Source organism: Fusibacter sp., assembly GCF_057447755.1.
Genome location: NZ_JBVBZF010000383.1, coordinates 1 through 3,129 on the forward strand (window position 1 = coordinate 1; position 3,129 = coordinate 3,129).

4 protein-coding genes are annotated in these 3,129 nt (G+C 34.5%); 2 read left to right on the forward strand and 2 right to left on the reverse strand.

The genetic code is table 11. The features are described 5' to 3' along the window. A partial coding sequence (locus tag AC220I_RS20535; protein ID WP_486725734.1) for a TetR/AcrR family transcriptional regulator occupies positions 1 to 387 on the reverse strand: 387 nt, incomplete at its 3' end. 155 nt (positions 388 to 542) lie between these two features. Here AC220I_RS20535 and AC220I_RS20540 point away from each other — a divergent pair. Next, complete coding sequence (locus tag AC220I_RS20540) at positions 543 to 851, forward strand: CC/Se motif family (seleno)protein (protein WP_486725735.1); 309 nt, start codon at positions 543 to 545, stop codon at positions 849 to 851. A gap of 165 nt (positions 852 to 1,016) precedes the next feature. Here the strand turns inward: AC220I_RS20540 and AC220I_RS20545 are convergent, their stop codons facing one another. Further along, positions 1,017 to 1,961, reverse strand: coding sequence for a LysM peptidoglycan-binding domain-containing protein (locus AC220I_RS20545; RefSeq protein ID WP_486725736.1), 945 nt, complete (start codon positions 1,959 to 1,961; stop codon positions 1,017 to 1,019). 315 nt (positions 1,962 to 2,276) lie between these two features. On the opposite strand from AC220I_RS20545, the gene AC220I_RS20550 reads away from it, so the two are divergent. Further along, on the forward strand, positions 2,277 to 2,963 hold the full coding sequence (locus AC220I_RS20550; protein ID WP_486725737.1) for a YjjG family noncanonical pyrimidine nucleotidase: 687 nt from the start codon (positions 2,277 to 2,279) through the stop codon (positions 2,961 to 2,963). The last annotated feature ends 166 nt before the right edge of the window (positions 2,964 to 3,129 follow it).

Consider the following 3,129-nt stretch of genomic DNA (forward strand, 5'->3'; position numbering starts at 1 on the left):
TTCTTTTGCAAGACTTTTAAGCTTTGGATCTCTTGTTAAAATGGCCCAAAACTCAAATGAAAATCTCGCTGTCATAATACTCTCTTCTTCCTTTAAGCTTTCAAGAATCATCAATATATACTTTTCAAAAAAAAGGCTTACAGTTTCTTCTCTAGACAAGCGCTCTATCAGGGACCGTCTCTTACCTAATCTCATTTCAGCAATCTCTAAAAAGATCTCTTCTTTGCTATTAAAATAATGATAAATCCCGCCTTTACTGACGGATGCTTCCTTAACAATATCGTCCATACTTGTCAAGGCATACCCCTTTCTTGAAAAAACATTAAAGGCTGACTTTATAATATGCGCCTTCCTTTTTTCCAAGGTCTCTTGACTTAATCTAGGCATTTTTTCACTCCCTTTATACCGACTTAACAGTCGGTATAAATCAATTTTAAACAACCGCGTCTAAATTGTCAACAATTTTCAAGTAATGCCTTGATAAGGTTTATCAATTAAATTTAAGGGTAAATATATAAGTGAGGTAGAAAGGAGGTCAGTTTATGAAAATCTTAATTCAAAATGACTTAAAGACATATTTGGATGAGCATAAGCATGATACGATCTCGTTAAAATTGGTGCATCATGATTTAAGTACTGGCAACATCTATACTAAAGTGCCTGAAATAAAATACCATGCACCACATGACTTAAATGAATTTGACGATTATGATGTAGATGGTATCAAGATCTACGTTGCCAAAGATATCAAGGCTTACGATGATACTTTGGAATTTGTTCATGAAAAATTATTAGGTGTTCATGCTTGCCACGTAAAAGGGTTAAACCTTGAACATTTGACCACTATGTAAGTCCATAACTTTAAGACATTGTTTGCAAATAAAGTTTTTGCAGACAATGTTTTTTTATGTCAAACTTTTTAAATCAAAAAAACACACCTTAGAAATGCCTCTTTCTAAGGTGTATCAATTTTTAAAGATCAGTACTGATCAGGAATGTTTTACGTGCTTTTTCTCTTATTTATTAGGAACTGTCATCGGTACTCTATTTTGGTATGCTTCTTCAACTGCTTCTAAAATTTTCGCATGACCATCGCTTAACGACATTGTCGCACTTGCAACAACATCAACTAAAACAGCTTTTTCAGCTTCAGTTAATTTAGCAAGTTTAGCCAACTCATCTTCTTTTTCTGCAGTTGCAGGATTAATTGGTTTTCCTGTTGAACCAGTGCTCTTATCGAACCACTCTCTTAATTCAGCTACAGTTTTACCAACAAAGAATTTTTGGTAGTAATCAAGTTGAGTAAACCACTCGTTACCAGTAGTTGCTTTTGCTGCCATGCCATAATCATTACCACGTTCTCTCTTAGTTTCCCAAGCAGCTACTTGAGCAGTAGCAGAATCTAGTGTAATGTCAGCAGTCATTCCTGGCCAGCCAGCAAAATTTTCAGATTGAGTTACTTCATAAGTGTCGATGTAGCAGCTAACGATTTTACCTTGAGCATCAAAGATAACACTTGCCATTGCAATGTTTGCACTGTAGTTTTCGCCTCTTGCTCTAAAGTTAGTTTGGTTTCCTATACCATGGTATAAAGTATTGTCAACCATCATAGGTGCTTCACCCATTTTTACTACTAATTTTTGTCCTGCATAAATCATATTAAGATTTTTTACATTTGGATTTAATTTTTTCATATCGTCTAATGTTAGGCCATATGCTTTTGCGATTTTCCATGCTACATCGCCACTTTTTACAGTGTAAAGCTCAGCACCTTCAGGATAAACGACAGTCTCCATCCATTTTCCAGGTGATACTGTTCCAGGTGTTTGAGTACCTTCAGTATATGTTGTTGCAGTTGTTACTGCGTCTGTTTCACCTTCTGCAAAAGTAATCATACTCATGCCGATGAATGCTGTGAATACTAACATTACAGATAATGCTAAACTAATAACCTTTCTCATACAAGACCCCCTTGATTAATCTGTTTAATTCCTATGACTAAAACATTCCTCATGCTTAAATTTTAGCATATCCACTAATCTTTTCAACCAAAATGTTACAATTAGTTAAATTTTTGTTTAACTTTTTGCGAATTTTCGCAATTTTCTCTCTATTTAGGGACACCTTGTGCCCCAATGCATTCAGAAAGCACATTAGAATATTTCTGACTTAATTTTTCACCTATCCATAATCATTTTCCTTTGTTAAAATTAAATATGAATATCACAAATTTTTTTAGATAAAATATGAGAAGATAATACTAAAAGGAGTCCCCTATGAAATATGAACTGATTTTATTTGATGCAGATGAGACACTTTTTGATTTTAAAAAATCAGAACGTGTCGCCCTTGAAAACACAATTCGGAATTTAGGTTATGATTACGATGAGGCTTATCATCTATCAACTTACAAGGAAGTCAATACCCTAATTTGGAAGGAGCTTGAAGAGGGTAAAATCAAACAAGATACACTTAAGGTTGAAAGATTTAGAAGATATGCCCTAAAGCTCAATCTTGATTTTGACCCTGATCAAGTGGCAAAGCTCTATGAAAAACATCTATCTGAGGCGTCCTTCCTCTATGTCGACAGTATTCCAGTGATCAATCACTTGCATGCTCACTGTAGGCTGGTCATTATCACAAACGGCTTGTCATCTGTTCAAAAGAATAGAATTGGCAAATCTGAAATTGCCAACTTCTTTGAAACCATCGTTATTTCTGAAGAGGTAAAGGCTGCAAAACCCAATCCTAGGATTTTTGAAATTGCCCTTGAAAAAGTTAAGTTTGAGGATAAATCAAAAGTGCTCATAGTCGGTGATAGTTTAACATCAGACATACAAGGTGGCATCAACTTTGGTATAGATACCTGCTGGTTCAATCCCAATAAGCATGAAAATAAATCGCAGGTTGTACCAACCTATGAAATTTCTGATCTTCATCAACTGAAAACACTTATTTTCTAAACAAAACAAGATTGCCTCCTACTTTCCCTTTTTTATTTATTAGATTACACCCTCTTATAACGCAAATTGAATGCCAACTTGTCAAAAGCCTCTAAAGCGTCCAATCTTGCACTTTTTATAAATTGATTCACATCATTTGTGAAATAAATTTCATAAATTCATGAAA